The organism is Thioalkalivibrio sp. AKL12, assembly GCF_000377925.1.
GTDB classification, from domain to species: domain Bacteria; phylum Pseudomonadota; class Gammaproteobacteria; order Ectothiorhodospirales; family Ectothiorhodospiraceae; genus Thioalkalivibrio; species Thioalkalivibrio versutus.
Genome location: NZ_KB898891.1, coordinates 117,766 through 141,986 on the forward strand (window position 1 = coordinate 117,766; position 24,221 = coordinate 141,986).

The window sequence follows — 24,221 nt, forward strand, 5'->3', positions numbered from 1 at the left end:
GACGCCGGCGCTCGGAATCTTTGTTGCGCGTTGCGCAAACCGCTACACTCGAACCATGATCAAGACGATCCGCCACAAGGGACTGAAGCGGTTCTATCAATCCGGCTCCACAGCCGGAATACAGGATCGGCATGCGAAGCGGCTACGAATGCTGTTGATCGCCCTGGAGACCGCTACCGTCATCGACGACATGGATGTTCCTGGCTTTCGGCTGCACAAGCTCCTAGGACTCGATCCGCCACGCTGGTCGATTAGTGTCAGCGGCAACTGGCGATTGACGTTCGAGTTTCGTGATGGCCAAGCGTATCTGCTGGATTACGAGGACTACCACTGATGGAAAGCACCACCCACATGCACAATCCTCCGCATCCCGGCGAGTTCATCCGCGAGGTGTATCTGGAGCCTTTCAACCTCAGCGCCCGTCGGCTGGCCGAGCGGCTCGACGTGGCCCCGTCGACGCTGGGACGGATCCTGAAGGGATCGAGCGGCATCACCCCAGAAATGGCCCTGCGACTATCGAAGGCGTTGGGACGAACGGCTGAAAGCTGGCTCGCGATGCAGGATGCGCACGATCTCTGGTGCGCTCGCAAGCGGGTCGATCTTGACCCGGTCCAACCCATCCGCTTCGACGCCGCCTGACCTCGGGACCCTCGACATGCGTTCGGTTCAGGGACAGTACAGCAGGCATCGCCGAGACTGACTGTCCGGCCAACCGAGACCCCCGATCATGCGCAACCTGCCTTCCCTTGCAGTCATCTTGCTGCCGCTTCTCTTGCTCATCGCCTGCAGCCCGCGGATCTACGGGGTAAGCGAGGAACAGTGGGACACGATGGGCGAGGCCGAGCGTGTCGAGGCCATCCGCGCCTGGGAATCGGTGCAGAAGGCGCGCGAGGCGCGCCTGCAGGCCGAGGCCGAGCAGGAGACGGCCCTGGCGGCCGAACGGGCGGCGCAGGTCGCGGCCATCCGCAGCGGCGATGCGGGACTGCCGGGGGACCTGATCCGCGTCAGCCTGCGCGGCGGGACCCTGCGCATCGGCGGTCGCGACCGGGCGCTGGAGCCGACAAGCTTTACCCTTGCCAGTGGCGAGACCCGCAGCGTCGAGGTCCACGCCGAGCGCTATCGCAGCGAGCTCGACGTCGCCTATGAAGACGGCCTCTTGCTGATCGACCTGCCGCGCCATTCCCGCACCGGGGCCGCACGCGTCGCCTGGGACGGCGACTGGATGCAGGGGACCGAGTCCCGCATTCGTTCGGACGGGCCACACCGGCTGCGCGACGTGCGTGCCTTCGTCCAGGTCATTCCGCCACCGGGCCGCCCGCTGCGGCGCTAGTGACGCGCCATCGGGTCAACCGGTGGAGAAGTCTCCCGGCGCCGGGTCGGGCGGCGGCAACTCCTCGGCCTCCACCGCGTCGACCCGCGCCATACGCGGGCCGTCCGCCAGCCACTCCTCCAGCGCGTCCAGTGCCTTGCGCGGACCCACGGCCAGCACCTCCACGCTGCCGTCCGGTTGGTTGCGGGCATAACCGGTCAGGCGCAGGCGTTTCGCCTCGTCGCGGGTGGACGCGCGGAAGAACACGCCCTGTACCTGGCCGCTCACACGCCAGCGGCGGGCATGGTTATCATTGGTCTCCGTCATTTGTCGTCCTCCGGAGTGGATTCATGTCCGATGCCCCTACGCTGTACCACAACCCGCGCTGCAGCAAGTCGCGTGCGACCCTGGCGCTGCTGCGCGAACAGGGCGTGGAACCGCAGATCGTCGAATACCTGAAGACCCCGCCGGACGCGGCCACCCTGCGCGCGATCGTGGACAAGCTCGGCATTGCGCCACGCGACCTTCTGCGCACCGGCGAGGCGGAATACCGCGAGCTGGGCCTGAAGGATGCCGAGATGGACGACGAGGCGCTGATCCAGACCATGGTCCAGCACCCGAAACTGATCGAGCGCCCCATCCTCGTCCACGGCGACGACGCCCGTATCGGGCGCCCGCCGGAACAGGTCCTGGAGATCCTGTCGTGAGCGCCGCCCCCGAGATCCTCGTGCTGTACTACAGCCGTTATGGGGCGACGGCAGAACTGGCCCGCCACGTGGCCAGTGGCGTGGAGCGCGCCGGTGCGGTCGCCCGCGTGCGCACCGTCCCGCCGGTGAGCACCAACATCGCCGGCGACGCCCCGGCGGTCCCCGCCGACGGCCCGCCCTACGCGGAGACCCGCGACCTCGAAGAATGCGCCGGACTGGTGATGGGGTCGCCCACCCGCTTCGGCAACATGGCCGCACCGCTGAAACACTTCCTTGATGGCACCAGCGGTCTCTGGGCCAGCGGCGGGCTGGTGGATCGGCCGTTCGGGCTGTTCACCAGCACGGCTACCCAGCATGGCGGGCAGGAGACCACCCTGCTGACCATGGCCATGCCGCTGATCCACCAGGGGATGCTGTGGGTGGGCGTGCCCTACACCGTGCCGGAACTGAGCACCACCACGAGCGGCGGCTCGCCCTATGGCGCCAGCCACGTCGCGGGGGGACAGGGCGAACACCCGGTCACGCGCGAAGAGCAGCGCATTGCCGGCGCGCTGGGCGAACGCGTCGGCCGCATTGCCCTGCGGCTCCAGGCCGGAGACGACGCATGATCCTCGCGGCCCGCGCGCTGGCGCTGATCGCCTACTTCGGCCTGCTGGGCGTGATCCTGATCTGGACGACCTGGATCGACCCGCCGGAGATCGTTCCGATCGCCGTGGCGCTGGTCGTTCTGGTCCTGCCGCTGATGTTCCCGCTGCGCGGCATGCTGCACGGACGCCGCTACACCCACGCCTGGTCCAGCCTGCTGGCGCTGGCCTACATCACCCTCGGTATCACGCTGGCCGCCGCGGCGGACGCCCGGCTCTACGGCGTGCTGATGACCACCGCCAGCCTCGCCTGGTTCGCCGGCTGCCTGCTCTACGTCAAGCTGGACGCCCGCCGCGCCCGCCAGATGGCTTCCTGACTTTTCCATCCACCACGAAGCGCACGCAGAAGGGCAAGGGCGTCTCACAGGCAGAAGGGAAGGGTAGAAAAACGAAACTATTGGTTGGAGCCGATCGTCCGGAACGGCATCGCGGTGTGCAGTGCCCCGCGCCCATGCCCGTCATCCCGGACACCGCTCAGCGGTGATCCGGGATCTACCCACGGTGGTTCTCGTGCGCTGGAGATCCCGGCTCTGCGCTGCGCTCCGGCCGGGATGACGGACAACGGAGGCGGCAGCCCTGAAGGTCCTTGCGCCCGCGGCGCCCCATCCGAAACCGCCTTATTTCCTGTGAACCGCCCTTGCCCTTTTTCGTGCCTTCGTGCGCTTCGGGGTGACGATCAGAAACGCGCGAGCTGGTCGCGGACGAAGGGGATGGTCAGGCGCCGCTGCTCGGCCAGGGCGGCGAGATCCAGGCGGTCCAGCAGCTCCAGTAGCGCCACCAGGTCGCGGCGGTAGTGGCGCAGCAGGTATTCGGCCACCGCCTCCGGCAGCTCCAGCCCGCGCAGCACCGCGCGCTGGGCGAGGATGCGTTTGAGATCCTCCTCCTCCGGCGCCTGCATGCGGAACACCGGCCCCCAGGCGAGGCGCGAGGTCAGATCCGGCAGGCGACTGCCCAGCCCGTCCGGCGCGTGCGCGGCCGCCAGCAGCACCCGGCAGCCGCCATCGCGAAGTCGATTCAGCAGCCCGAACAGGGCCTCGTCCCAGTCGCCCTGCCCGACCACCGCGTCGAGATCATCCAGCGCAACCAGGCGGGCGCGCTCCAGCCCATCCAGCACCGCCAGCGGCGGCGCGGTCACCAGTTCGGCCAGCGGCAGATAGGCCACGGGCTCGCCGCGTTCGTGGCCCTGGTGGCAGGCGGCCTGCAGCAGATGGGTCTTGCCCAGGCCCGCCGGGCCGTGCAACAGAATCTGTGGCTCGGTCATCCCGGTCCCGATCGAGAGGGCCTCCACCGCGTCTCGCGCGAGGCGGTTGCCGCCCGGATAGAAGCTGGAAAAGCGCGAGGCGTCGCGCAGGCGCAAATCCAGCGGGAGCTGGCGCTGCGGCGCAGCATTGCCCCCTTGCCCCGTCGTCATGCGCCTCCGCCCCCTGTATCCGCATCCGCGGGCGCATCCCCGGCATTCAGCCGCCGGTAGTGCGCCAGGGTATGGCGCACACCCACGGCCAGGACCGCAGCCACCGGCAACGCCAGCAGCACGCCGAAGAACCCGAACAGCTGGCCGCCCGCCAGCACGGCAAAGATCACCGCGACCGGGTGCAGCCCGGTGCGGTCCCCCACCAGCCAGGGCGTCAGGACCATGGACTCCAGCACCTGGGCAATGGCGAAGATCACCAGCACGATCAGCAGCAGGCTCCAGCCGTCGCCCTGCACCAGCGCCGCGGCGGTCGCCAGCAACACGCCAACGATCACGCCGACATAGGGAATGAAGCTCACCAGCCCCGCGATCAGGCCGATCGCCAGCCCCATCTCCACGCCCACCACGGTCAAGGTGACGGCGTAGAACAGGCCAAGCGCCAGCATCACCAGCAACTGCCCGCGCAGGAAGGCCCCCAGGGTCTCGTCCGACTCCGCGGCGAAGGTCAGCACCGCCGGGCGCCAGGCCTGCGGCAGTAGATCCCGCAGGCCGTCCAGCAGCCGCGGCCAGTCGCGCAGCAGATAGAAGCTCACCACCGGGATCAGCACCACGTTGAGCACCCCCAGCACCAGCGCGCCGGTCGAGCTGCCGATCCATTGCAGCACGCCCCCGGCCAGCCCGCCGGCCTCGCGCCAGTGGTCGGCCACCAGCCCCTGCAGCGCGCTGGCATCCAGCGGCGGCAGGGAATCCCCGGCCAGATCCTCCAGCCGCGGGCGCACCTGATCGTCGAACCAGCCGAGGATTTGCGGCATCGCCAGCGTAAGCCGCTCGAACTGGGCGATCGCCAGCGGGATCAGGATCAGGATCAGCGCCGCCAACCCCAGCATCACCAGCAAGAAGATCACCACGGTCGCCAGGGTGCGCGAGCGCCCCGTGCGTGCCACTAGCCGGGTCACCAGCGGGTTGAACAGGTAGCCGATCAGCAGGGCTGCGACGAAGGGCGTGAGGATGGGCGCCAGCAGGTACAGCGCTCCGCCAAGGACCAGCAGCCCAACCAGGGCAGCCAGAGGGGCGGCTGAAAGCGGCCAGACATGGTCGCGGGTATCCGGATTCATGGCGTCCTCCCCGAGGTCCCTTCCGGATTCGTGTGTCCGTGCAGGTGACGCCAGGCATAAAACCCCCATTGCACGGTATAAGCCAGCCCGCTGGCCACGGTGGTGAAGGCCACGACGATCACCAGCAGTTGCACCCAGATCGGATCCAGCGCCAGCAGACCGACCTTCACGATGGCGACCAGCACCAGCGTAATCTGCAAAAAGGTGTTCACCTTGCTGATCAGTAGCGGCCGGATGGCCAGCGGGCCCACGAACACCCGGTACAGCGCGGAGCCCACGGTCAGCCAGACATCCCGCCCGACCACCAGCACCAGCAGCCACAACGGCAGTAGCCCGGACAGCGTCACCGCGACGTAGACCCCCAGCATCAGCAGCTTGTCCGCTGCCGGGTCCAGCCAGGCCCCGAGCCGCGTGTGCCAGCCGTAGCGCCGCACCAGCCAGCCATCCAGGGCATCACTCAGCCCGGCGATCGTCAGCAGCACCACCGCCACCACGTAGTACTCCAGCGCCAGCAACCACACGATCGGCGGAATCAGTGCGATCCGGCCAATGGTGACGGCGTTGGGGATCTGGTGGCGAGGGAACATTCGATGAAAGTGGGCGCGAACCGAGACCGGCGCGGATTAGCGCCGGTCCAGCCAGGCATCGGCACCGGCGGCGTCCTCGGGCGTCTCGGCCCGCGCGAAGCCGGAGCCACGCAGCAGATCGATCAGATCGTCCTGCTCGAGTCCAGTACGGACCTGCAGCACCACGCTATCGCCGGCCAGGGAATCCAGACGCGCGGCCTCCACCGCCTGCAACCGCGTCAGCTCGGCGCGCAGGCGCTCGAAGGCCCCATAGCCCTGAACCCCGGCAAATCCCAGACGCAGCCATTCCGGCTCGGCCGCCACCCGCGCCAGGCGTTCGGCCACCTGATCCAGCCCTTGCGCCACCGCGTCGTGCGCCGCAGTACCGGGATTCTCCCCGCTCGCCGCGCTGCGATATTCGCGGCCATCGTGCACGGCAATCGCCCGCGCCTCCGCCCCGCTCGTGGTCTCGCGCACATGCAGCAGCACGACGCCATCGGCGTCGTAGCGACGCGCCGCCTCCACCAGAGGTTCGGTCACGCCGCCGACGATGTCGGATGGCTGGGCCGCGCGGCGGTCCTGAAGGTCGCCCAAAGGGAACAACAGCGGCATGTCACGCGCCGCGGCCAGATCCCCCAGCGCGGAGAGAATGCCCGGACCGTCCACGGCATCCCCGAGCAGGTCGCGCTGCCCGCCCCGCTCATGGACGGCCCAGACCAGCAGCCCCGGACGCTCCCCGAGCACGGATGGCACCCCGGCATCGCGCAGCGCGGTGCGCAGACGGAAGCGGTCGAACTCCAGGCGGTAGGAATCGTCCTCGACCTGCTGCCGGCGCTCCAGGGCCGCGATCCAGCCCGCGTCGTCACGCGCGTCCAGCAACGCCTCGACCAGTTCCAGTACCGGCTCCGAGCGCAGCCCGGCCAGACGCACCAGCGCCTGTTCCAGGCCCTGCTCCAGGGCCGCGGACTCGTCCTCGGCCGTGACCTTCACCACCACCGGGCCTTCGACCGCGGCCGCCGGGGCCAGCACGAGGAGGAAAAGACCCAGCAGGATAGCCAGGCGCGAATGCGTTCGGGGGTGCAGTGACATGGTTGCGTTCAATTGTTCGACAAGCGCCACAAAATACCACAGCCCACCGCGCCGAAGTCCCTGAGGAAAGCGGCCCAATGCGGCCCGCGCCGGACCGTCTTCTTTGCACGCCCGCACCCGGCTCGCTACCATGCCGGGTTCTGCGAGACCGCCACGGCGCGCGGTCGTCAAACATCGGGGAACCCATGTCCGAATCCCGTTCAGGCCTGACCTACCGCGAGGCCGGTGTCGACATCGAGGCCGGCGCCGAGCTGGTCGAACGCATCAAGCCGCATGCGGCGCGCACCCGGCGTCCCGGCGTCATGGCCGGACTGGGGGGCTTCGGCGCCCTGTTCGAGCTGCCGATGGATCGCTACAAGCAGCCGGTTCTGGTCTCCGGCACCGACGGCGTCGGCACCAAGCTGCGCCTGGCCCAGGAGACCGGTCGTCACGACAGCATCGGCATCGACCTGGTCGCGATGTGCGTGAACGACATCGTAGTCCAGGGCGCCGAGCCGCTGTTCTTCCTCGACTACTACGCCACCGGCCACCTGGACGTGGACATCGCCGCCGACGTGGTCACTGGCATCGCCGAGGGCTGCGAACAGGCCGGTTGTGCGCTGATCGGCGGCGAGACGGCCGAGATGCCCGGGATGTACCAGGGCGAGGACTACGACGTGGCCGGCTTCGCGGTCGGGATCGCCGAGAAGTCCGCCCTGATCGACGGCAGCCGGGTCACCGCGGGCGATGTGGTCCTGGGCCTGGAGGCCAGCGGGCCCCACTCCAACGGCTATTCCCTGATCCGCCGCGTGCTGGAACACTCCGGCGCCAGCCTGGATGCCCCATTGCCGGGCGCCGACGGGGTCTCCCTCGGCGAGGCACTGATGGCCCCCACCCGGATCTACGTACGCCCGCTGCTGGAGCTGCTGCAGCAGTTCCCGGTGCACGCGATGGCGCATATCACCGGCGGTGGTCTGACCGAGAATATTCCGCGCGTGCTGCCGGATACCCTGGGGGCGCGCATCGACCCGGACAGCTGGGCGCGCCCGCCGGTGTTCCAGTGGCTGCAGCAGGCCGGCGACATTGCCGACGAGGAGATGCTGCGCACCTTCAATTGCGGCATCGGCATGACCGTGATCCTCCCCGAGGACCGGGTCGAGGCCGCCAGCTCGCAGCTGGCCCGAGCCGGCATCCGCAGCTGGCCGATCGGCGTGATCCAGGAGCGCGACGACTACCAGCCAAGCGTCTCCTACGCCGCCGCATGAGCGTCCCCGCCGGGCAATCGGCCGCGACCCCGAAGCGCCTGGTGGTGCTGATCTCCGGGCGCGGCAGCAACCTCGGCGCCCTGATCGAGGCCTGCGAGCAGGACCGCATCCCGGCGCAGGTCGTCGGCGTCATCAGCAACCGCCCCGATGCCGCCGGGCTGGGCTTTGCCGAACAGCATCACATCCCGCACCGGGTACTGAACCACCGCGACTACCCCTCGCGCGAGGCCTTTGACGCCGACCTGGCCACCGCCATCGAGGACTATGCCCCCGACCTGGTCATCCTGGCCGGCTTCATGCGCATCCTGACCCCCGGTTTTGTGGACCGCTTCACCGGCCGGATGCTGAACATTCACCCGTCGCTGCTGCCGAAGTACCGCGGTCTGGATACCCATGCCCGCGCCCTGGCCGATGGCGAGCCCGAACACGGCGCCAGCGTGCACTTTGTCACCCCGGAACTGGACGGCGGCCCTGTGATCATGCAGGCCCGCGTGCCGGTGGCACCCGACGACACGCCCGAAACCCTGGCCGCCCGCGTGCAGCGGGCCGAGCACCGGCTATACCCCGAGGTCGTGCGGCGGGTGTGTTCAGGCGAAATTCAGTGGTCCGGGCGGATCCTGCAGGCCGACGGCTCGCCGCTTGAGGCGCCGCTGCAACTCGACGAGGACACCCACGATGTTTCAGGCCCTGACGCCCGGAGCCGCCCACCGCACCCGGTCGGCTAGAACCCCCATGTTCCGACTCGCAATCGCTCTGCTGCTGGCCCTGCTGGCCGCCCCCGCGGCTGCGGAGCGCGATCTGAGCCCGATCCCGCCCTACACCGCCAGTTACGAGGCCAACGCCATGGGCAACACGCTCAAGGCGCGCATCACGCTCAATCACGAAGACGTGCAGACCCGCATGGCGATGGACGCCCATGTCTCCGGTTTCCTGCGCATCCTCGGGCGTTTCGAGCTGAGCCGCGAGGCCCTGATGAACAGCCGAAGCGGCGATTTGCAGCTGGTGCAATCGCGAAGCCAGCAGATCACCCCGCGCCGCGAACGCAAGGTCGAGACCCGCTTCGACTGGGAGACCAACCGCGCGATCGGTACCATCAACGGCGAACGCTTCGATCTCGAGGTGCCGCCGCAGACCCTGGACTTCCTCGGCTCGCTGTATCTGATGATGCAACGCCTGGAGAGTGGGGCCCTGTCCAGCGAAGGCGACCGCGAAACCATCCAGGCCCTGGAACGCGACCGCCTGCGCGAATACCGCTTCGAGTACGCCGGGCGCGAGACCATGGACTCCCCGATCGGCCGGGTCGAGACCATCCGCATCGATCGCCGCACGGACGACAGCGATGTCGCCCTGTCCGCCTGGTTCGCCCGCGAGCTGCGCCATGTGCCGGTGCGCTTCGACTACGAGGCCGACGGCCGCGTGTTCGAGCTGAACCTCACGCAGCTGGAATGGCACGACCCGATCATTGATCTGACCGACGAGTAACCACCATGAGCGAAACCTTTGACCTGGCCATCATCGGCAGTGGCCCCGGGGGCTATCGTGCCGCCGTCCTGGGCGCCCTGCGCGGACTGAAGGTCGTCATCATCGAGAAGGCCGACTGGGGCGGCTGCTGCCTCAACCGCGGCTGCGTGCCCAAGAAGGACTGGTACCACACCGCACGCACGGTTGCCGCCCAGCGCCACTTCGCCGGCCGCGGCATCAGCGGCAGTCTCAGCGCCGACATGGGCAAGGCCTGGGACCACCAGAAGGACGTGGTCACCGAGGTGCGCAACTCCTACCTCGGCTACATGAAGCACCTCAAGATCCAGTACCGCCACGGAGCCGCGAGCTTCCGCGACGCCGAGACCCTGGAGGTCGTGACCGACGATGGCACCGAGACCGTGCAGGCCCGGCACACCATCATCGCCACCGGTGCCACGGCCAGCGTGCCCGCGCCCTTCGAGGCGGCGCCCGGTCGCGTCCTCACCACCGACATGCTGTTCGACGACAAGCCGCCGGCCGGCCAGCGCGTCGCCATCATCGGCTCCGGCGTGGTCGCCACCGAGTTCGCCTGGATCTTTCACCACCTCGGCAAGGACGTGACCTGGCTGAGCCGCTCCAAGCCGCTGTCCGGCCAGAAATTCAGCCCCCAGGCGCTGGGCACTCTGAAGGAACGCCTGGCCGAGGACGGCGTCGAGCCCACCCGCGTCAAGGGCTACGAGAAGGTCGAGATGTCCGACGACGGCGTCACCATCACCGACACTGAAGGCAACACCTTCGAGGTCGACTGGGTCCTGCTCGGCACCGGACGCACCCCGCACACCGAGGGCCTGAACCTGGATGCGATCGGGGTGAAGACCGACCGCCGCGGCTTCGTCCAGCGCCGCCCCACCCTGCAGACCGACGTCGACAACATCTACGTCATCGGCGATGTCGCCAGCGAGTGGCAGACCGCCAACCACGCCCTGGCCGACGCGACCATCGCGGTCGAGAACATCCAGAACGGCAACACCCGCGAACAGGACGAACGCTTCGTCCCGATCGCGATCTACTCCGCCGTCGAGATGGCGCGTCTGGGCATGGACGAGGACGACGCCGAGGACGAGGAACTGGAACCGGCGGTCGGCTTTGCCGCCTTCGAGACCTCCCCGCGCGCCCTGGGCCAGGACGAGCCGGAGGGCTTCGTGCGCCTGATCGGCGACATGGACACCGGGGCCCTGCTGGGCGGCGAGGTGATCGGCGCCGACGCTGGCGAACTGATCCACATCCTGTCGCTGGCCCCCGACCGCGACACCGCGCTGGCCTGGATCGCCAAGGGCCAATGGAACCACCCGACCCGCGCCGAGGAGTTCCTCAACGCGACCGAGACCCTCGCCTCCAAGTGGAACCTCAAGTCCGAGATCTTCGGTCTCTGACCCGGCCTGAAGCCACCCGGTAGTCCTGGGCTAGCGTTCAGCCCGGGTACGCTTGGCGGCCAGGAGCTCGGTATCCGCACGCTGGACGAGGTGCTCGAGATGGGTGTCGTCGGCGAGAAAGCCGGCCGCGCCGACACTGATGGAGATGTCTGCCTGTTCCTGCACCCGCGCCTGCAGGCGCTCGGCCATCCGCCGGGCGTCTGCCAGGCGGGTGTCCGGGAGCAGGACGACGAATTCGTCCCCGCCATAGCGTCCGAGCAGGTCCGCGTCGCGCAGGGTTGCCTGCGCGGTCGCGGTGACCCGCTTCAGCATGGCGTCGCCGGCCGCGTGCCCCACTTCGTCGTTGATCCGCTTGAAACCGTCGAGATCGAACATCAACAGCGATAGGGAACTGCCGTGGCGGCGGGCGCGCTCCATCTCGCTCTCGGCCCGTGCCTGAAAGTGCCGGCGATTGCCAACCCCGGTGAGGGGGTCGCAGGACGCGAGCTTTTCCAGCCGCCGATTGGCCTCCTGAAACTCGCGGTTGGCCTGGTTCAGCGCCTGCGTGCGCTCCTCGACCACGGCCTCCAGGTTGTGGCTGTAGCGCTCCAGATCCTCACGCGCCAGGCGCAACTCGGTGACATCCTGGGAGATTCCGAACAAGTGCGTGATCGCACCCTGCGTGTCATGCACGGGCAACAGCAGGGTGAGCCAGCGCCCTTCCTTTTCGACGCCATCGCCATCGCGAAAGGCCGCATGTTCCTCGTAGCGCAGGGGCGCATCCTGGCGCAGACAGTCGCGGTAATGCGCGACCACCTGCTCTGCGACCGGCCACGGCAGGATGTCGTGCAGGCGCCGGCCGGTACAGTCCTGCGCGAACAGCTGTTGCATCTTCGCGTTGGATGCCTCGACCACGAAATCCGGGCCTTCGACCCGAATCAGGAACATGTTCTCCGGAAAATGCTGCCAGATCTCCGCGAGCACGCTGGTCTGCGCCAACTCGTGCAGAAATCCTTCCCTCGCCGTTCTATCGTCCGCCATCGAATACCCTTCTGGTACGCCGGGGACACGCGGCCCCACATCCGCGGTCGCCCTCGAATCGATCTGTCGTGCTGACAAGGCGTGGTGAGCTCAGTGTAGCCGAGCTTTCGTCGCGAACCGCAACGCCGTCAGTGGGAACATTGGCCGAAGCCTGGCATTCAATGACTTGCGGGTTCGTGATTAGCAACGAGGGTCAGCCAGTGGCGGGGCTCATTCGGGGACGTGCATGGCCCGCCTCGGCCACTTTGATCCAGGCCTTCCCGGGAATATCACCCTCCCGGGCTCCGTTACCCCTGGCCGGTCATCCCGGGCGGAGCGCACCCTGATTGTGATCCCGGCCGTGGCGCCCCCTCCCCGTCATCCCGGCCGTAGCGAAGCGGAGAGCCGGGATCTCCACACGCCAATCCAGCCCCAACGCGCGGACACCCCATACCGTGGAGATCCCGGATAACCGCTGCGCGGTTTCCGGGATGACGATGCAGGGGGCGGCTGGACACCCGGGCCCGCACGACCCTTGAGCCTGGCTGACGCTCGTTGCTAATCAGGTGCGGGTTTGATGTCCTGGGTTCCTCGACCCGGAGTGACGTACCACGGGTGGCAACGGGCCGGTAGGACCGCGTCCACCCTGCGCACAACATGGAGCGCCGACGCGGGCATGGCCCACTAGCGCATGTACCCGTAGCCTTCCTGCTGTTGCAGGCGGATGATTTCGGCATCGGCCATCGGGACGACGCTCGCGAAGCCGTGGAAGTCCTCCGGGGCGTAGCCGCGACGAGCGGCGCCGGCCTGGCAGATACGATATTCGATCACACCATTCAGGGTCAGCCCGCGGGCACGCGTCATCAGCTGCTCGTGCGCGGCGAAATGCTCGTGCGCGGCGAAATGCTCGCGCGCGAACAGGTCCAGCGCCCCGCCATGGACCACCAGGACGATGTGGCTGTCGAAGGGGTCGTCCTCGACCATCCGGCTCAGGTAGGCCGCGTGGTCGAGCACGTTCTGCAGGGCCTCCGGTGTCCCGGCGGTCACGTCGTACACGGCCTGCAGACCCTGGTAATCCTGTTCCACCGGCGCAGCCGCGCGCCCCAGGGGGCTGGAGTCTCCCCTGCCTGAGCCATGACGACGGGCCCGGTCGCGGCCCCCATCATCCATCCGGCGAGCAGGAGTGCCCGCCACCCGCGCTGGGTGCTTTCTGTCATTCCGTCGGTCCTCTCGGTTCGCGGTCCGCCTGGTTCGCTCGCCCGGGCCCATCGGCCACCAGGGCCTCGAAATCGGCGACCGGCATGGCGTGGTGATACAGGTAGCCCTGAAAGCGCTGGCAGCCATGGCGCACGAGGAAATCACGCTGGGCCTCGTTCTCCACACCTTCGGCAATCAGGCTCAGGCCCATGTTGTGGGCGATGGCCGCGATCGTCGCGACGATGTTGGCGTCGTCCGCGTCGTGCTCGATGTCCTGGACGAAGGAACGGTCGATCTTGAGCACATCCAGCGGGAGACGCTTGAGATAGCCAAGCGAGGAATACCCGGTCCCGAAGTCGTCCAGCGCCAGTGCCACCCCGCGCGCCCGCAGGGCCTCCAGATTGGCAATCAGCTGCGGCGAGGCATCCGCCATCACACTCTCGGTCACCTCGATGTGCAGCCGCTGGGCAGCGGCCCCGGTCTCCTCCAGGATGCCCGTTACCTCGTCCATCAGGCGCGCCTGGCGCAAGTGATGCGGCGACAGGTTGACCGAGATCGGCAGATCCTCCAGCCCTGGCCGGCCCTGCCAGGCACGCAATGTCTGGCAGGCCTGGAGCAGCGCCAGGCGGCCGATCTCGAGGATCTGCCCGGTGTGCTCCGCCACCGGGATGAACTCGCCCGGGGAGATCCAGGTTCCGTCCGGCTGCGGCCAGCGCATCAATGCCTCGGCACCCAGGATCCGTCCCTCCGGGTCCACCTGGGGTTGCAGGTGGATCACCAGTTCCTCGCGCCCCAGCGCCTGGCGCAGGTTGCGCTCCAGCTCCGCCTCGCGCAGCAGGGTCCGCTGCATCGCCGGGTCGTAAAAGCGCACCGCGTTACGGCCCTGGTGCTTGGCCTGGTACATGGCGAAATCGGCCTGCTTGAGCAACTCCTCCGGCGTATCGTAGCCACGCGGGAACAGGGTGATCCCGATGCTGCCGGACATCACATGCTCGATGTCATCAATCCGGACCGGCTCGCGCATCGCCTTCAGCAGCTCGCCGGCGATGCGCTGGGCGTCGACCCCCGCCTGTGAACGATCGGGGCTCAGCTCCTCCAGCAGGGCCACGAACTCGTCGCCGCCCAGGCGTGCCACGATGTCCTGGTCGCGCAGTCGCGCGGTGAAGCGCTGGGCCAGGGCCTGCAGCAGGCGATCTCCGGCGGAATGGCCGCAGGTGTCGTTCAGGGTCTTGAAGTTGTCCAGGTCGATCAGCAGCAATGCGGCATGCCGACGGGTCCGGTTGACCGTATGGATGGCGTGTTCCAGGTGTTCCAGCAACAGTCGCCGGTTGGGCAGGTCGGTCAGCGCATCGCGAAACGCCAGGCGGGCGTTCTCCTCTTCGACCTCCAGGATGCGGCCGAGGCGCTGCGCCATGGTCTGCGTCACCTGCTGCAAGCGGGCGATCTCGGTCACCCGGGAGTCAACGCGCAGATCCGTGTGGAATTCTCCATGGCCGATCCGGTCGAGGGTCTTCATGGCCTGCTGCATCGGCCGCAGGGTGCGACCCAGCCACAGGTACAACCCGCCCGCGATCAGCACGAGCACCAGGAAGGCAGCCGCATAGGTCAGCGCATTGATGAGGTTCTGGGTGGCGACCGATTCGGTCAGGTCACGCGACAGGACCACGTTGGCGGTCGGACGCTCGGCCGCGTATGGCGTTAGGGGCAAATAGACCACCTGCGAATGCCGACCATCCAGTTCCACGCGCCCGGCGGCTGCCTGCTCCTGCAGTCGCCCACTCAGCGAAAGGGACATCGAGAATGGCGCGGTGAGGGCCAGTGGCCCGCGACCATCCAGCAGCGCGGCACGACCACCGATCGCCTCCGCCATGGACTCGAGCGCCGAGGTCGACAGATCGCGCAGTTGCACGACACTGCCGATGGGATTCCCGCCACGATAGACCGGGATGGCCAGACCGGCATAGATTCGCTCGCCGGGCACATGATGCAGCCCCTCGTGGAAGCGCCCGTCCGCCAGCGCCGCCTCCGCCAGCGGCACGCGCTCGCCACGGTTGCCGTCGGAGTCATAACGCACCGTGCCCTGCGCATCGAGGACCACGATCCGGTCCGCGATCCCGCCGGAGCGCAGGCGGTTGTACAGCGGGTCCGCGTAGGTGCTGATGCCCGCGTCGGCACGCATGGCGCCAATCAGCGCCTCGTTGCGTGTCACCGCGGTCGCCTCGGCGCGCATGCGCTGCCACTCGTTCGCCAGGGTCTGGCGCCAGGCGGCCGACTGGCCCTCCACGCCCAGCCGGTCGAGGCGCTGCTCCGCCTGATTGACCGCAAGGTGCGTGCCCATCGCAAGGGTCCCGGCAAGCACGAGGAGCCCGGCGAACATGACTGCGGTCAGGACCGTCTGGAGCCGTATACCCTTGCCGGAATGTGCGTCTGCGGCGCCCACGCGGCTATTCGAAGGGATAGCCGGAGCGGATCCACTCGGGAAAGCCGCCGGGAAAGTAGTAGAGATTGGTGAAGCCCCATCCGAGGGCGCGGCGCGTGGCCGCCTCGGTCCGCCAGCAGTCCCGTTCGTTGCAGTACATCACCACCGGGGCGTCCAGCTCGCCAATGAACTCCAGCAGGTTCTCCCGGGTAAAACGATTCCGCTCGTCATCGGGGTCGCGCATGATGGTCAGGTTGCGGGCCTCTGGCACTCGCCCCGCCTCGAAATCCGCGCGCAGCCGCGTGTCCACGAAGGGCACGCCCGCGCGGAACAGCGCCCAGGCCTCGGAGGCCTCGATGGTCTGGGTACCCGGGATCGCTGCAGGCGCGCGATAGGGGCCCTGGGCCGCAGCCACATTCCCCACGACCAGCGCCAGCAGCACCCCGAACACCGCGATCCAGCGAGGCCATGCGCGGCCGGCGCGGCGCATCCGGACGCGGGTTTGACGATATCCAGCGATCATGCGGGAACCGTAGCACGTTGCCCGGTCTGCGCCACACAAAAAAGGTATTCCCTGTACACGTTCTATCGTGGTTCTGCCTCGCCAAGTCCATGCGACGACGCCCGTCCCGACTTGCAGCCAGAATCGCGCACAAAAAAAGCCCCGCACTAGGCGGGGCTCTCTCAACCTGGCGCTTGCGCGCCGGGGTTGTCTTACTGAGCTTCGACGTTCGCGGCGGCCGGGCCCTTCTGGCCCTGCTCGACGTCAAACGAGACGCTCTGGCCTTCTGCCAGCGACTTGAAGCCGCTACCCTGGATGGCGCTGTGATGGACGAAAACGTCCTTGGAGCCATCAGACGGGGTAATAAAGCCAAAGCCTTTTTCGTCGCTAAACCACTTCACTGTACCTGTAGCCATTTCGGTTACCTCTGCTTGTTCATAATAGATTGGGTTTTCGAGGGGAGGAGAGACTGGAGGGCAACCGAACGACGATGGAACTTGATCGTGATTCTACGCGGCCCCAAACCAACCGGGACCGGAACTGCGAATCTTAACGCCCCTTTCGGGGTGTCGCCTGGTGCTGCATGGAGCCTGTTACCGTTACCTCGCAGCCATTGTCCTCCCAAACCGCTCTCGATTGAAAGTGTTTTTTCGGATTTTCTTGATGTGCGCCCGGAAAATCGTTTGTTATCCGCCGCTTGAGTCGGATTTTAATTTGGATTCAGGTGCTTATTTCCCACGTGGAAGCGGTTTCAAGGCATTTTCGGCCAGAACCAACGCGCCTCGAGGGACACCGGCCGCACCCTCATGCCCAGGCCGCCCGCTACGCCAAACCATCAAACACCCCCTCCGTTGCCAGCGGCAGCGGGACGTGCAGCGACGCCGCCATCACTCGCAGCAGCTCGAGCTCGGCCGGCACCACCTGACCGCCATGGCTGACGGTGGTCACCATCGCCCGTATCAGCGAGTCCTTGTCGCGCATGCGCAGGGTATCCAGCTGTTCCAGCACGCGGTCCAGCACATTCGCCCATGCGCGCGCACCGGCCGCCCCGGTCAGGGCCTCGGGGATCTCCACCGCCAGCGGCAGCGCCCCGTCCAGGCTGCCAATCCCGGCGGTCAGCGCGGCCCGCGCCGCCGCCGGGGCGTCCGGATGGCCATGGTGGGCCAGCACCGCCAGCAGGTAATGCGCGCTCTCCTTGTGGGCATCCAGCGTGGCAGTCCTGGGGCGGGCCGCCGCGGCAGGATCCTGCACATCCCGCAGCTGGCGGCTAAGCATGCGCCCAAGGGCATACTCGAATACCGCCACCCGGCCATCGGCATGAATCAGCCGCTCGACCAGCCCCTGCAGGCGCGCGCGCTCCTCGGCTGAAAGCCGCCGCAGCATCGGGAAGCCCAGCTCCAGAAGCGGCAGGCGCAGGTCCTCGCGCAGCGCAGGTTCCGCTGTCTGCAAACGACGAACGGCCTCTCCGCGCGCCTCCCCCAACGCCTCGGCAATCATCATCAGCTGCCGCTCGCGCACATCCAGGTCCGCATGCAACAGGAGATACAAGACCACCTCGATCGCCCGCGCATCCGAGCGCGCGGCCCAGGCCAGCGGCCCCGGAATCGCAGCAAGCAACATGCCGGCACCGAGAATATGGGTCAGTGCCGGGTGGCCGCCGAGGGCATCCCCCACGGCCTCGGCACCCGGCAGGCGCCCCTCGCGTTCGCGCTGCATGCCGTCCACGGCGCGCTCGTGCGCCCGCTGCCGCACCCGGGCATTGAGCTGGTCGCGCAGGCGCTGCAGATCCCGGGGCTCGAAATGCGGCTGCAAGGTGCGGATGCGATCCAGCAGGGGTGGATGGGTCTCGAAGATCTGGCCGATCGCGTCGCTGGCAAACAGCATGTGAGTGATCTCCTCGGTATTGCCATTCAGCCCGGCATAGCGGGCCGCGACCTTCTTCAGCGCACCGGCCAGGCCGTCCGGCTCGCGGGTGAACTGCACGGCATGGGCATCCGCGAGGTATTCGCGCTGGCGCGAGATGCCGGCCCGGATCCAGCGCGCCAGGGCCAGCCCGGCATAGCCCACCACGATCAGGGTCACGCTGAGCACCCCCACCCCGGTATCGGCCATATCGCCCTTGTGTCGACGCCGGCGCCGCGCCAGCCCTCCCTGCCCCAGCAGCGCCAGAATCTCGATCCCGTAGAGGATTCCGATCAGGCGCATGTTGAGGCGCATGTCCCCATTGAGGATATGCCCGAACTCGTGCGCGACCACACCCTTCAGCTCGGCGCGCTCCAGACTGTCCAGCGCACCGCGGGTCACGGCGATCACCGCATCGTTCGACGCAAAGCCGGCGGCGAAGGCGTTGATGCCCAGATCCTGCTCCAGCACGTAGATCTCGGGCACCGGCACCCCGGACGCAATGGCCATCTCCTCGACCACGTTGCGCAGCTGCCGCTGCTGCGGGTCCGCGGGATGGCCTTCAACCCGGACGCCCCCATTTCCAGCGCGATCAGGCGGCCACCGCCATCACGCAGTCGCCAGGCGCGGTAGAGGCTCGCAAGAACGATCAGCCCCGCGGTGATCCCCATGGCCCAGGCCATGGCCGCGGTGCCGCCCCCCATGGCCCAGACGATCAAGCCCAGAGCTCCGACGATCACCAGCACGGCCAGGGCAAACAGCGCCAGCAACCAGCGGGTCCTGCGCTGCGTCTGCTCCTGCTGCGCGAAGAAGTTCACCGCTGTACTCCCACAGGGCTACGCTCCACGCAGCCCGACGCTTGCGGCTCACCATTCCGGCAAGCGCCGCGCGACCCTCGCTCCGCCCCCCTGGATGCGCCTGAATGATCCATCCCCCTCCTGCCTGCCACGCTCTTGCTCCCTCACTGTAAGCCCGCCATTGGCCGCCGGGCGAGCCGCTCCGTGGTCGACCCTTTCTGGCGGCCAGCCCGCCGCCAGCACCCAGCACCGGGGGCTACAATGTACGCGCCGAACCCAGGTGCCCCGAGAGCGTATCCAGCAAACCATCACGCTGCGCATGCAGCTCGTCCAACCGAACAAGCGCGCGTTCCCCTTGACCCCGTTCGCGGAGTCGCACCAGCTCCCCGACCAGTTCGTGGATCTCCTGATGCCGCTGGAGCAGGGTCGCGAGCTCGGCCGGGGAAAGCAGCCCTGAATGCTCCAGGCTGTGTACCAATCCCTCCCGGTCCTCGGCGAGCGGCGGTGGTTGCGGGCTCTGGCCGCGAAGGTAGGCCTCCACCTGCATCACCCAGGCGCGATGGGCAACAGAGGCATACATCAGCGGCATGTCCTCGCGACCAATGCGGGAGAGCCCTGCCCAGTGCGTCGCTGGCCGCCAGTCGCTCACCCAGCCCGGGATCCGATCCGCCGGCATGGGACGAGCAATACCGTAGCCCTGGGCCAGGTCACAGCCGAGGTACAGCAGCATGTCGCCATGCTCAAGGGTCTCGACACCCTCGGCGATGACCCGACGTCCGAAGGCCTCGGCCAGACTCATCACCCCGTTCAGGATGGCCAGATCCTCCGGGTCCTCCAGGATATCGCGCACGAAGCTCTGATCGACCTTCACGGTCCCCGCAGGCAGACGCTTGAGGTAGGTCAGCGAGGCGTAGCCGGTCCCAAAATCGTCCAGCGACACGGCGACACCCAATGCACGGCAGCCCTCGAGACGCCGGGTCACCTCGACCATGTCGCCCAGTGCACTGGTCTCCAGGACCTCCAGCTCCAGGCGCCGGGGCGCGATTTCCGGATGCGCCTCCAGGAGCAGCTGCAGGCGTTCGACAAAGTCACTCTGGCGCAGCTGGAAGGCCGCCACGTTGACACTGACCTCCAGGGCCGGGCCGTCCTCGGCCCCCCACTCTTCCATCTGTTTCAGGGCCCGCTCGATGACCCACTCCCCCAGCTCGACGGACAGGGGGTGATTCTCGATTTCGGGCAGGAAGCGGGCAGGCGGCAACAGGCCATGCTCGGGGTGCTGCCAGCGGATCAGGGCCTCGACCCCGATCACCTCGCCCGTGCGCATGTTCACCTTGGGCTGATAGTGCAGCACGAACTCCTCGTCCCCCAGGGCGCGACGGATGTCCTCGATGGTCTCGTGATGGCTGCGGGCCGTCCGGTCGCGCTCGGCATCGAACACGTGAAAACGCCCCTTGCCGGCCAGCTTGGCCTGATACATTGCCTGATCGGCCTGGCGCAACAACTGGTCGGCCTCCAGGTCCTGGCCGGCCTCGGGGTAGAAGGTCACCCCCAGACTGGCGGACACCTGAAGCCGGTCGTCGTCGATGCGTACCGGCTCCGAGGCAGCCCCGAGCAGACGTTTCAGCAAGGGCCCGCAGACGTAGACACTGTCCACATCCACCAGGACCGCGACGAACTCGTCACCCCCCAGGCGTGAAAGCGTGTCCTCGGCGCGCATCACGCCCTTCATGCGCGCCGCAAGCTCCACCAGCATGCGGTCCCCGGCGGCGTGACCATGGGTGTCGTTGATGGCCTTGAATCCGTCCAGGTCCAGGTAGACCACCGCCAGGCGCTCGCCATGGCGTTGCGAATGTGCCATGGCCTGATGCAGACGATCCGCCAGGAGTACGCGATTGGGCAGGCCGGTCAACGGATCGTAATGCGCGATCCGTTCCAGCTGTCGCTCGTGATCCTTGAGGGTGGTGATATCGGTCGAGATGCCCAGCAGCCCGACGATCCGTTCCGGATCGATCTCGTCCCGAATCGGGGCCTTGATCTCCAGGTAAACCCGGCGTTGACCGGCAGGATCGACGACTTCGACCTCCTCGGTCGTCTGCTCACCGGAGAGCACCCGGCGGTCGATCTTGTGCAACCGGCGCACGGTTTCCGGGGGAAAGAACCGGTTGTCGTCACTGCCGGGAAGATCCTCCGGGGTCACACCGAACAGCTCCAGGCCGGCGTGGTTGGCAAAGGTGTAGCGGCCCTCTGTATCCTTCATGTAGATGTAGGAGGACACGTAATCCAGTGCGGCGCGGAAACGCTGGGATTCGGCGTGCGCGGCTCGCAGCGCCAGTTCGTCATTCTTGCGCTCGGTGATGTCGGTATCGGTACCGATCATGCGCAACGGACGCCCATCCTCGGCACGGCTGACGACGATTCCACGGTCCTGAATCCAGATCCAGTAGCCATCCTCGTGCTGCATCCGGTACTCGTTCACGTAACGCGCCCGGCGACCCTCGAGATAGTCCCGCAATGCAGACGTCGCAGCCACACGATCATCCGGATGGACGCGTCTTTCCCACTCGTCCAGGGAAGTCCCGAGGGCGGACTCTTCCACCCCCATGATCTCCGCCCAGCGGGGGGAGAAGTACATCGTGTCCTGTGCGATGTCCCAGTCCCAGAGGCCACCGCCGGAGCCCGCGATGGCAAAGCGCCAGCGGTATTCGCTCTGGCGCAGCTGCTCTCCCTGCTCCCTGAGTTCTTCGGTCAGGCGGGCAGCAATCTGCTCCGCCCGCACCCGGGTGCCGGAGATGGACAGGATCAATCCGAACAGCAGGCCGCTTAGCAACAGCCCCGCGCCCAGCGTCGCCCAGGCGGTGGTATAGGCCACCGCTTCCTGCGGACTCTGATGATCGAACTGCAGGGACCAGATGCGCCCGTTGAAATTGACCTCCCGGGACTGGGCAAACCGGCTGGGCGCCCCGGAGTCGATTTCGCTGTTGCTGAATAGCAAGCCCTCCGAATCCACCTCGGGGCCGTCATAGATGCGCAACCCCACGGCCTCGCCTTCCATCAACTCCCAGTCGCCGAGGATGCCGGTCATCAGATCCGTCATGCGGTAGGGACTGTAGGTCCAGCCTTTCAGGGCCTCCGCACGCTGCGCCCGCGTGCTGGTCGGCATCTCCACGCGATAGACCGGTACATACATCAGGGTTCCGGCCTGCACATCGTCCCCGGTCTCCTGCAACAACTGCACCCGACCGGACAACGCGGCGCGACCGGTGTCGCGGGCCTGAATCATCGCCTCGCGGCGCACCGACTCGGAGAACATGTCATAGCCGAAGGCCCGCTGATTACGGGCATCAAACGGTTCGAGAAACACGATGGAGGTGTAGATATCGCGCGGGCCCGGGGGATGCACGGTGTAATCCGGATACCCTTCGGCGCGAATCTCTGCGATATGGGACTCGAGCTCGTCGGGCCGCAGGAGGCGTGTAAAGCCGATCCCCAGCACCCTTTCAAGGGTGTCGGAGACGCGCAACTTGCGCACGTAATCGCGCCATTCCGTCCGCGTGACGGCGTCGGAGGCATCGAACAGCCCGGCCGCCCCGCGCAGAACCAGGGCATAGGCATCCAGGCGTTCCTCGATGCGGATCGTGACCTGATCGGCGGCGAAGGCAAACCGATCGACCGCCTCGCCATCCAGCAACTGCTTGACCTGCACCGCCGCCAGCAGCGACAGCAGCACGCCCAGCATGAGCACCAGGGCGGCGAACGAATACCGGCCGCTTGCATGGGCACGTGGATGAAATAGCGAAAGAAGCTTCAACAAGGCGCCCAGACGCGTAAGGATGCCTAGTTAATCACAAAAAAAGCGCCGATATACAGGGCCCGGTGCCAGGCCAGGGGATCCCCGCCGCACCCCCGGCGGTTGCCTGGGTCCGCAGGGCAAGCCCCGTTTGCGAAACCCACCCAGGACCCCCACCCTGCCCGGCACGGCCAGCCGGAAATGGTCCCGAGGCTGGCCTCACCACCCAGGATCAGTCGCCGGCCACCGTCATGGATTCGATCAGGATGGAGCCGGTGTGGATGTTGCCGCGGCGGTCGACATCGGTGCCCACAGCCGCCATCCGCTGGAACATGTCCTTCAGGTTGCCGGCGATGGTGATCTCCTCCACCGGATACTGCAGCTCGCCGTTTTCCACCCAGAAGCCGGCGGCCCCGCGGGAATAGTCGCCGGTCACCGGATTCACACCCTGGCCGATCAGCTCGGTGACCAGGAAACCGGTCCCCATCTCGGCCAGCAGGGCGGCGAAGTCCTTGTCGCCAGGGGCCACGGTCACGTTGCGCGCACCCCCGGCGTTGCCAGTGGCCTCGAGGCCCAGACGCCGCGCGGCGTAGCTGTCGAGGGTATAGCTCTGCAGCACGCCGTCGGCGATCAGCGGGCGGTTGCGGGTGCGCACGCCCTCCCCGTCGAACGGGGCGCTACCCAGCGCGCGCGGCGTCTGCGGGCGTTCCTCGATCTGCATCCACGCGGGGAACACGTTCTCGCCGATGGCGTTCAGCAGGAACGAGCTCTCGCGGTACTGGGACGGACCGGCGATCGCACGGGTGAAACTGCCAATCAGGGTGCGCGCCATCTCCGGGGCAAACAGCACCGGGCAGTTGCGGGTCGACAGCTTGCGCCCGCCCAGCCGGCGCACGGTGCGCTCGGCGGCCTCGCGCCCGACCTGCTCGGCGGCGGTCAGGTCCTCCGCGTGACGTGCGACGGTATAGGCGTAGTCGCGCTGCATGCCTGCTGCGTCGCGCGCCACCAGCGCGCAGGACAGGGAGTGCCGAGTGCTGCGATAGCCGCCCATGAACCCCTGGCTGTCGCCGAGAAACGCAATGGCCCGCCGCGTGCTGACGCTGGCACCCTCGGAGTTCTCGATCCGTTCATCCGCCGCGAAGCCGGCGGCCTCAATGGTACGGGCCAGCTCGGTCGCCTCGGCGGCGCTGCAGCCCCAGGGGTGATCCAGGTCAAGGTCGTCCCACTCGCTCGCCTTGAACGCGGGATCGGGCATCCCGGCGTACGGGTCCGGCTCGGTGTAGCGGGCGATGCGGCAGGCCGCCTCGACGGTGTCGATCAGGGCCTGGTCACTGAAATCGGTGGTAGAGGCGGCCCCCTTGGACTGGCCGAAATAGACGATCAGCGAAAGACTCTGGTCACGCTCGTGTTCCAGGGTTTCGATCTCGCCCTTGCGCACCCCCAACTCCAGCCCGACGCTGTGACTGACCACGGCCTGGACGTCCGAGGCACCGCGCTCGCGCGCGGCCTCCAGCGTGCGCTGAACCCTCGTCTGCAGGGAGTCCGGCGAATGGGACAGGGCCTGGCCCCCGTCTTCCTGGGACACGGGTTCCGGGATGGCGCGTTCGGGAGATGTACTCATGCAGGGTTCCGCTACTCG

The 24,221-nt window shown here is 67.6% G+C and carries 21 protein-coding genes and 2 pseudogenes; 10 read left to right on the forward strand and 13 right to left on the reverse strand.

The window, feature by feature from the left end; genetic code table 11:
- The first annotated feature begins 55 nt into the window (after window positions 1-55).
- The 3 genes from D579_RS0103055 to D579_RS0103065 all read left to right on the forward strand — a co-directional run bounded on the left by D579_RS0103055 (window position 56) and on the right by D579_RS0103065 (window position 1,330).
- A complete protein-coding gene (locus D579_RS0103055; protein WP_026289428.1) occupies window positions 56-334 on the forward strand; it encodes a type II toxin-antitoxin system RelE/ParE family toxin in 279 nt (92 codons plus the stop codon).
- Window positions 334-639, forward strand: a complete 306-nt coding sequence (locus tag D579_RS0103060; protein WP_018951078.1) for a HigA family addiction module antitoxin — start codon at window positions 334-336, stop codon at window positions 637-639. Before D579_RS0103055 ends, D579_RS0103060 begins: the two co-directional genes overlap by 1 nt.
- A gap of 88 nt (window positions 640-727) precedes the next feature.
- The gene (locus D579_RS0103065) at window positions 728-1,330 is read left to right on the forward strand and encodes a hypothetical protein (protein WP_018951079.1); all 603 of its coding nucleotides are present in this window, start codon (window positions 728-730) and stop codon (window positions 1,328-1,330) included.
- A gap of 15 nt (window positions 1,331-1,345) precedes the next feature.
- Here D579_RS0103065 and D579_RS0103070 read toward each other — a convergent pair whose 3' ends face one another.
- Window positions 1,346-1,636: an acylphosphatase gene (locus D579_RS0103070; protein WP_018951080.1), complete on the reverse strand. Its 291-nt coding sequence runs from the start codon at window positions 1,634-1,636 to the stop codon at window positions 1,346-1,348.
- Window positions 1,637-1,659: 23 nt separating this feature from the next.
- Between D579_RS0103070 and arsC the strand changes: the two genes are divergently transcribed.
- Genes arsC through D579_RS0103085 form a run of 3 tightly spaced genes read left to right on the forward strand, consistent with a single transcriptional unit; the run spans window position 1,660 to window position 2,977 of the window.
- The gene (gene arsC, locus D579_RS0103075; protein WP_018143908.1) at window positions 1,660-2,016 is read left to right on the forward strand and encodes an arsenate reductase (glutaredoxin); all 357 of its coding nucleotides are present in this window, start codon (window positions 1,660-1,662) and stop codon (window positions 2,014-2,016) included.
- The gene (wrbA, locus tag D579_RS0103080; RefSeq protein ID WP_018951081.1) at window positions 2,013-2,624 is read left to right on the forward strand and encodes an NAD(P)H:quinone oxidoreductase; all 612 of its coding nucleotides are present in this window, start codon (window positions 2,013-2,015) and stop codon (window positions 2,622-2,624) included. Before arsC ends, wrbA begins: the two co-directional genes overlap by 4 nt.
- Window positions 2,621-2,977 (forward strand): DUF2069 domain-containing protein, encoded by a 357-nt coding sequence (locus D579_RS0103085; protein WP_018143910.1) that lies wholly within the window; start codon window positions 2,621-2,623, stop codon window positions 2,975-2,977. The genes wrbA and D579_RS0103085 overlap by 4 nt, the downstream gene beginning before the upstream one ends.
- Window positions 2,978-3,336: 359 nt before the next feature.
- Here the strand turns inward: D579_RS0103085 and hda are convergent, their stop codons facing one another.
- Genes hda through D579_RS0103105 form a run of 4 tightly spaced genes read right to left on the reverse strand, consistent with a single transcriptional unit; the run spans window position 3,337 to window position 6,841 of the window.
- Window positions 3,337-4,071, reverse strand: a complete 735-nt coding sequence (gene hda, locus D579_RS0103090) for a DnaA regulatory inactivator Hda (protein WP_018951082.1) — start codon at window positions 4,069-4,071, stop codon at window positions 3,337-3,339.
- The gene (locus tag D579_RS0103095) at window positions 4,068-5,186 is read right to left on the reverse strand and encodes an AI-2E family transporter (protein ID WP_018951083.1); all 1,119 of its coding nucleotides are present in this window, start codon (window positions 5,184-5,186) and stop codon (window positions 4,068-4,070) included. Before D579_RS0103095 ends, hda begins: the two co-directional genes overlap by 4 nt.
- On the reverse strand, window positions 5,183-5,773 hold the full coding sequence (locus D579_RS0103100; protein ID WP_018951084.1) for a CDP-alcohol phosphatidyltransferase family protein: 591 nt from the start codon (window positions 5,771-5,773) through the stop codon (window positions 5,183-5,185). Before D579_RS0103100 ends, D579_RS0103095 begins: the two co-directional genes overlap by 4 nt.
- Before the next feature lie 36 nt (window positions 5,774-5,809).
- The gene (locus D579_RS0103105) at window positions 5,810-6,841 is read right to left on the reverse strand and encodes a DUF2066 domain-containing protein (protein ID WP_018951085.1); all 1,032 of its coding nucleotides are present in this window, start codon (window positions 6,839-6,841) and stop codon (window positions 5,810-5,812) included.
- A gap of 185 nt (window positions 6,842-7,026) precedes the next feature.
- On the opposite strand from D579_RS0103105, the gene purM reads away from it, so the two are divergent.
- The 4 genes from purM to D579_RS0103125 are packed head-to-tail and all read left to right on the forward strand — an operon-like array spanning window position 7,027 to window position 10,979.
- On the forward strand, window positions 7,027-8,085 hold the full coding sequence (gene purM / locus D579_RS0103110; RefSeq protein ID WP_018951086.1) for a phosphoribosylformylglycinamidine cyclo-ligase: 1,059 nt from the start codon (window positions 7,027-7,029) through the stop codon (window positions 8,083-8,085).
- On the forward strand, window positions 8,082-8,810 hold the full coding sequence (gene purN / locus D579_RS0103115; protein WP_018951087.1) for a phosphoribosylglycinamide formyltransferase: 729 nt from the start codon (window positions 8,082-8,084) through the stop codon (window positions 8,808-8,810). Before purM ends, purN begins: the two co-directional genes overlap by 4 nt.
- 7 nt (window positions 8,811-8,817) lie before the next feature.
- Window positions 8,818-9,567 carry a DUF3108 domain-containing protein gene (locus tag D579_RS0103120; RefSeq protein WP_018176048.1) on the forward strand — a complete coding sequence of 250 codons (750 nt, stop codon included), beginning with the start codon at window positions 8,818-8,820 and terminating at the stop codon, window positions 9,565-9,567.
- A gap of 5 nt (window positions 9,568-9,572) precedes the next feature.
- Window positions 9,573-10,979 carry an NAD(P)/FAD-dependent oxidoreductase gene (locus D579_RS0103125; protein WP_018951088.1) on the forward strand — a complete coding sequence of 469 codons (1,407 nt, stop codon included), beginning with the start codon at window positions 9,573-9,575 and terminating at the stop codon, window positions 10,977-10,979.
- Between the two features lie 30 nt (window positions 10,980-11,009).
- Here D579_RS0103125 and D579_RS0103130 read toward each other — a convergent pair whose 3' ends face one another.
- From D579_RS0103130 to pmbA, 8 genes and pseudogenes are all read right to left on the reverse strand, one after another.
- Window positions 11,010-11,957, reverse strand: a complete 948-nt coding sequence (locus D579_RS0103130; protein WP_018951089.1) for a GGDEF domain-containing protein — start codon at window positions 11,955-11,957, stop codon at window positions 11,010-11,012.
- A 705-nt stretch (window positions 11,958-12,662) separates the two neighbouring features.
- Window positions 12,663-13,141: pseudogene (locus D579_RS0103135) on the reverse strand (hypothetical protein).
- Window positions 13,142-13,191: 50 nt separating this feature from the next.
- On the reverse strand, window positions 13,192-15,552 hold the full coding sequence (locus D579_RS0103140; protein WP_018951091.1) for a bifunctional diguanylate cyclase/phosphodiesterase: 2,361 nt from the start codon (window positions 15,550-15,552) through the stop codon (window positions 13,192-13,194).
- Between the two features lie 67 nt (window positions 15,553-15,619).
- On the reverse strand, window positions 15,620-16,084 hold the full coding sequence (locus D579_RS0103145; protein WP_018951092.1) for a rhodanese-like domain-containing protein: 465 nt from the start codon (window positions 16,082-16,084) through the stop codon (window positions 15,620-15,622).
- A gap of 224 nt (window positions 16,085-16,308) precedes the next feature.
- Entirely contained in the window at window positions 16,309-16,512 is a 204-nt protein-coding gene (locus tag D579_RS0103150; protein ID WP_018143924.1) for a cold-shock protein, read from the reverse strand.
- A gap of 406 nt (window positions 16,513-16,918) precedes the next feature.
- A pseudogene (locus D579_RS14160) lies at window positions 16,919-18,816 on the reverse strand (M48 family metalloprotease).
- 235 nt (window positions 18,817-19,051) lie between these two features.
- On the reverse strand, window positions 19,052-22,531 hold the full coding sequence (locus D579_RS0103160; protein WP_018951094.1) for an EAL domain-containing protein: 3,480 nt from the start codon (window positions 22,529-22,531) through the stop codon (window positions 19,052-19,054).
- A gap of 283 nt (window positions 22,532-22,814) precedes the next feature.
- Complete coding sequence (pmbA, locus tag D579_RS0103165) at window positions 22,815-24,203, reverse strand: metalloprotease PmbA (protein WP_018951095.1); 1,389 nt, start codon at window positions 24,201-24,203, stop codon at window positions 22,815-22,817.
- Window positions 24,204-24,221: the final 18 nt, after the last annotated feature.

Excerpts from the sequence above, each read along its gene's own strand:
- D579_RS0103055 (WP_026289428.1), top strand. The coding sequence starts at position 56 with ATGATCAAGACGATCCGCCACAAGGGACTGAAGCGGTTCTATCAATCC.
- D579_RS0103060 (WP_018951078.1), top strand. The coding sequence starts at position 334 with ATGGAAAGCACCACCCACATGCACAATCCTCCGCATCCCGGCGAGTTC.
- D579_RS0103065 (WP_018951079.1), top strand. The coding sequence starts at position 728 with ATGCGCAACCTGCCTTCCCTTGCAGTCATCTTGCTGCCGCTTCTCTTG.
- D579_RS0103070 (WP_018951080.1), bottom strand. The coding sequence starts at position 1,636 with ATGACGGAGACCAATGATAACCATGCCCGCCGCTGGCGTGTGAGCGGC.
- arsC (WP_018143908.1), top strand. The coding sequence starts at position 1,660 with ATGTCCGATGCCCCTACGCTGTACCACAACCCGCGCTGCAGCAAGTCG.
- D579_RS0103085 (WP_018143910.1), top strand. The coding sequence starts at position 2,621 with ATGATCCTCGCGGCCCGCGCGCTGGCGCTGATCGCCTACTTCGGCCTG.
- hda (WP_018951082.1), bottom strand. The coding sequence starts at position 4,071 with ATGACGACGGGGCAAGGGGGCAATGCTGCGCCGCAGCGCCAGCTCCCG.
- D579_RS0103095 (WP_018951083.1), bottom strand. The coding sequence starts at position 5,186 with ATGAATCCGGATACCCGCGACCATGTCTGGCCGCTTTCAGCCGCCCCT.
- D579_RS0103100 (WP_018951084.1), bottom strand. The coding sequence starts at position 5,773 with ATGTTCCCTCGCCACCAGATCCCCAACGCCGTCACCATTGGCCGGATC.
- D579_RS0103105 (WP_018951085.1), bottom strand. The coding sequence starts at position 6,841 with ATGTCACTGCACCCCCGAACGCATTCGCGCCTGGCTATCCTGCTGGGT.
- purM (WP_018951086.1), top strand. The coding sequence starts at position 7,027 with ATGTCCGAATCCCGTTCAGGCCTGACCTACCGCGAGGCCGGTGTCGAC.
- purN (WP_018951087.1), top strand. The coding sequence starts at position 8,082 with ATGAGCGTCCCCGCCGGGCAATCGGCCGCGACCCCGAAGCGCCTGGTG.
- D579_RS0103120 (WP_018176048.1), top strand. The coding sequence starts at position 8,818 with ATGTTCCGACTCGCAATCGCTCTGCTGCTGGCCCTGCTGGCCGCCCCC.
- D579_RS0103125 (WP_018951088.1), top strand. The coding sequence starts at position 9,573 with ATGAGCGAAACCTTTGACCTGGCCATCATCGGCAGTGGCCCCGGGGGC.
- D579_RS0103140 (WP_018951091.1), bottom strand. The coding sequence starts at position 15,552 with ATGTTCGCCGGGCTCCTCGTGCTTGCCGGGACCCTTGCGATGGGCACG.
- D579_RS0103145 (WP_018951092.1), bottom strand. The coding sequence starts at position 16,084 with ATGCGCCGCGCCGGCCGCGCATGGCCTCGCTGGATCGCGGTGTTCGGG.
- D579_RS0103150 (WP_018143924.1), bottom strand. The coding sequence starts at position 16,512 with ATGGCTACAGGTACAGTGAAGTGGTTTAGCGACGAAAAAGGCTTTGGC.
- D579_RS0103160 (WP_018951094.1), bottom strand. The coding sequence starts at position 22,531 with ATGCTGGGCGTGCTGCTGTCGCTGCTGGCGGCGGTGCAGGTCAAGCAG.
- pmbA (WP_018951095.1), bottom strand. The coding sequence starts at position 24,203 with ATGAGTACATCTCCCGAACGCGCCATCCCGGAACCCGTGTCCCAGGAA.